The organism is Moorena sp. SIO3I6 (assembly GCF_010672095.1).
In genome coordinates, this window is the sequence record NZ_JAAHHU010000379.1 from 1 (window position 1) to 4,085 (window position 4,085).

The following is a 4,085-nucleotide window of genomic DNA, read 5'->3' on the forward strand; positions in this document are numbered from 1 at the left end:
TACTTGGATTAATATTATTCAGGTTAGAACAGTTTGAATAATCTGCAAATAAGCACATACAAGCAATTAAATTAGACCCCAGTGAAAAGGTATATTACCAAAATACTCTTTTGGCTTTAGAGGAGATCAATAATCCTCAAGATTTTGAACCAATTGTAGGGCAGCTAATACCAGTGCTTAGAAATATAATTTCAGAAGCAATTGAGATTGACGAAGAAGATACCAATGACTCAAACAACGATTAAAAAAGATACCTTAGCAGAAATTCATTTTCTATTAGGCTATGCTCTAGAAAAACAAAATCAGAATGATGAGGTAATTGAAAATTACAAACTAGCAACGAAAAAAAACGATCAACATGCAGAGGCTCACTTCCGACTAGGGTTGAATCTATATAAGGATAACCAAGAATTGAATGCAGAGGAAATCAAAAATGAGTTAGAGAAAGCAATTACGCTTGAGTGCGATGATCAAGCAAATGCTCATTACTATTTAGGAAAGGTTTTAGTAGCAGAAAAAGACTACTACGAAGCAACCACAAATCTTATTAAAGCCAGGAACTTATTCAGATACCATGATAAGGATGAAAAAGTAAACGAAACGAACTTAGCTTTAAAGCCCTGTGCAGAATACTGGTATAAAGAAGGCGAAAATTATGAAAGAAATAAAGACTACAAAAATGCATTTAATTGGTATGAAAACGTCACAATTATTTATCCAGAACATGCAGAATCATACTACAAAATGGGCAATTGCCGTGATGAACAAGAGGAGTATGAGGAAGCTATTGAAGATATTAGCAAGGCAATTGAGCTTAATCCTAATTATGCAGACGCATATTGGTTGCGCGGTTGGATCTATTTACATCGTCAGAGAGTAAGAAACTATCAAAAAGCTATTGAGGATTTTCGTCAAGCAATTGAAATTGTTCAAAAACCAAAATATTCCTTAGATTTGGCGAAAGCTATCCTTAAACAGGGTTTAGTAGAATATGGAAGGGTAAATATAGAAAAAGTGATAAAAAACTGGCAGCAATCCATTGAACTTGTTAGTCCATTAGTTGAATATTACAATGATCAAGCCAAAAAGCTACTAGCAGAAGTTAAACTGGCAATTAATGTTGCTAACTATGCTCAAGGTAATCGTTTACAAGATTTAATAAAACAGACTAAACAGATACTTCAAGAATACAAGCACCTGGGTGATGTAGACTTTCTAAAGTATAACCTTTGGTGGGGCGATCGCTTGTTAGCAGATGCACGAAACTTGTTAGCAGAAGTTAGCCCAAAAGATGCAGATTATTACTACAAAATGGGAAATCATTATCTTCAACGAGGACAATATGATCAGGCAATTGAATGTTATCAAAATTCAACCGTCATCCAGCCATATCATGTTGCAGCTTATTGCCAAATGGGTCATGCTTTTTACGAAAAAAATGATGTAAAAAAAGCAGTATAAACATGGGATAAATCTAGGGAAATAGCGCTACTATTAGCTTCATCAGACATTGACGGAATTCAAAGTTTACTCGCAGAAGTTTTACTTGCAATTGCTGTATCTTACTGTGCTTACGGAAATTTAGATTATCAGGAATTAAAGAAAGCTACACTTAATGCACTGCAACTAGATGATCGCCTTAACAACTTAGATTTTCTCAAGGAAAAACTCGGTTGGGGTGATCGCCTGCTAGCAGATACAAAACGATTGATAGTCAAATTAAACGATGATGATAACTCCCTACAACAATGGGACAATCATCTGTCAGCAGATACCGAAAACCTCTTTGAATCATTAAGGCGGCTATTTGAGGATTAGTCAGTTACACCTGAAGTTACCCTGTGCTTTTGTACTACTATAGCAGAGAAAGGCTTTCCTCATAAGGGATATAGTGATTGAGCCTTGAAATTGTTTACCCATTTGGTTCTTGAAGTATGTCGCCCATTGGAATATCATCCTATTCTAGACACTGCTAGAATAATTCTTTATTGTTTGAGAACCAAATCGCTTCTTGATGCAGTTGCTCATGGTTTAGGTTATGTGTGGATCACGTGCATGCACTTTGTAAGCTCCGTGGACACCACAACCGTTGCTCATGGGGTGGCCTCCTTTGACCCCACTGGCTCCCTTTGACTGCGCTGCATTGCTCAAACCCCTTTCAGTTCAAGGTTGTGACCATTTTCAAGAAGACTGTACCTAGTAACAGTAAGTATACCTCATAGCCTAGGAAAGCCACAGAGATTGGGATTGAGGTTTTGAGTAGTTCAAACTTTGGGGGAACTTCAGCTATAAGAAGGCGCTTATGTAGTACGATTCGTTATTAATGCACGTACATCTACAGTTACTGTGTAAGTTCTGGTTGGGTTAGTTGCCAGTAGTAAGTTACTGATTCCCAATTCCCAATTCCCGATTCCCAATTCCCGATTCCCGATTCCCGATTCCCGATTCCCGACTTAACTTTACGGTCGAATCAACTTCCGTTCTGCCTGACGATACTCAGCAATCTTTCTAGCTCGTTGCAAAGGAATATAAGTAATCATTGCCACTAAGGGGATACCGGTTACTACCACAGCAGCTGGGACCAATGGATCAAGGAATCCCAGGATAAAAATTAGACCCAAACTACTCCCAAACGCTGTACTCACCAGTGACAGCCAGATCGAAAAATTCCTAGTCAATCCCCTATCCATAAACTTTTCTACCACAATACCGATTGCTACTCCACTGATCAATCCACCCACTAGTCCAGCTACAGCCCCAACCACTGTTGTAGCTTCTGCTGTTGCTACCAATCCAGTCAAAGCCGTTACCCAAGTAACAATACCAACTAAAATACCAGCCGTTCCTCCTGCCATTGCTCCTGAGGTCCGACCAGCTGTTGTCGTTAACCACGCTGCCAATTCCAAACCTACCGCTGCCCCAGCTAAGGTACTAAAACCAGGTGTAGCACTAATTCCCATTAGAGTTCCGTAGATCAGCAGACTAGAGGCTATAATCCAATCAACAGCTACAGCAAATAGTAACAATAGGGCTAGGTAAGCGTAGGGGAGTTTTTTCCGAGTAATTGGGATAGGAGCAGTTTTTAAATTAATATCTAACGAATAAGTCTTCGGGGAAGAATTTGTGTGCAGTAAAACCTTTCTTTGGTAAGTTTTATCCGCCATCAACTTTCCAGTATCAATGGTGATTTTGCACTCAACTTCATTCCCTTCAAAGGTGGCTGGTTCAAACGAAATCCAGCTATGGTAATCGGGGGTATGAGGTGGATCGTGAAGATGAGGCGCAACTTCCCACTTTCCAGTTAACGTTGTCTCAGGTATAGGATTCTTGATCCAGATGGAGTGAGTCAGTTTTTTGCCCAAGCTAGTACCGGTGAACTCCAGACTGCTGTGACTCAAGTCAACCTTTGGTAAACAAATCGGGTCAGTAGGTATAGCGGCTAGAGCAGCTCTAGCATTGGGATAGCGGTTCTCCAGTTGGGGTTCCACCATTTTTTCTAACCACTTCACCCAATGGGGACTCACCTTCGGAATTAAATGCTGAAAATTAACGTGATAGCGGATATCAACTAAATCATCAATATCCTCTGCTTTGGTATTACTCAATAAGCAAATTAATGTGATACCTACACTATAGAGATCTGATGCTTCGGTGAGTTGACGCCGAAATAATTGCTCTGGTGGCATAAAGCCTAAGGTTCCTTTAACCAGGCTACTAACCCCTACTTCTCCATCCCCCAGTCGCGCAAAACCAAAATCAATCAGATAGACATTGAGATCATCATCTACCAAGATATTAGCTGGTTGAACATCCCGATGAATTACTGAGGGAATACGGTTTTGGAGATAGACAAAAATTTCCAGCAAAGAAATCGCGATTCCCTTAATTTCATCAGGACTAAAACTTCGCGGTTTGGCCAGAGATGAGGCTTCTTTATACTCCTGAACTAGGCAAAAACCATCTTCAGTTTGGAAGGAATCTAGATAGCAGGGAATCCCCGGATGTTCCAATCCTTTCAGCACTTGAATTTCACGCTCGTATGTGTCATAATTTAACCAGTTTGTGTTAGTTTGAATAAACTGAAA

The 4,085-nt window shown here is 39.7% G+C and carries 2 protein-coding genes; one reads left to right on the plus strand and one right to left on the minus strand.

From position 1 onward, the window contains the following. Positions 1-225 precede the first annotated feature (225 nt). On the plus strand, positions 226-1,461 hold the full coding sequence (locus F6K49_RS36405; RefSeq protein ID WP_293104659.1) for a tetratricopeptide repeat protein: 1,236 nt from the start codon (positions 226-228) through the stop codon (positions 1,459-1,461). Positions 1,462-2,459: 998 nt separating this feature from the next. Here F6K49_RS36405 and F6K49_RS36410 read toward each other — a convergent pair. Next, positions 2,460-4,085: protein kinase (locus tag F6K49_RS36410; RefSeq protein WP_293104663.1), on the minus strand; the 1,626-nt coding region annotated here is incomplete at its 5' end.